Source organism: Falsihalocynthiibacter sp. S25ZX9 (genome assembly GCF_041205405.1).
In the GTDB taxonomy this organism is placed as follows: Bacteria; Pseudomonadota; Alphaproteobacteria; order Rhodobacterales; family Rhodobacteraceae; genus Falsihalocynthiibacter; species Falsihalocynthiibacter arcticus.
The window spans coordinates 1-300 of sequence record NZ_JBGFCD010000250.1 but is presented as its reverse complement, the minus strand read 5'-3'; the positions used below and the strand labels follow the sequence as shown (position 1 = coordinate 300).

General features: G+C 56.7%; 1 protein-coding gene. It reads left to right on the top strand.

Annotated features, from left to right (window positions below; translation table 11 throughout):
* Nucleotides 1–300 (top strand): hypothetical protein (locus AB9F29_RS22120; RefSeq protein ID WP_369757278.1); only part of this gene is annotated, 300 nt, incomplete at both ends.

The following is a 300-nucleotide window of genomic DNA, read 5'->3' as shown; positions in this document are numbered from 1 at the left end:
GCCATTCCTGATGACTGGGACTTTGGAGATTTTGGTCCTATTGAGGATTCCGATACACAGGAGGCTTCGTCGTCGGACCCTTTTGCGGACGCCCCTGTTCCCACGCCCATCGTTGAAATTCCAGAAGAGCCATTGGATGTTGCACCTGTCGCTCCGCCGCCCCGCGTTGAAGTGACATTAACGGCGCAAACTGTAGCTACACCGGTTGCCACCACAGGGGATGATCGCGCCGCGCGTGCTTTTTTGAACGCGCTGGGTGAGGGGGCTTTAACCTGTTCGGACGACGCTCTTGAGGAAACT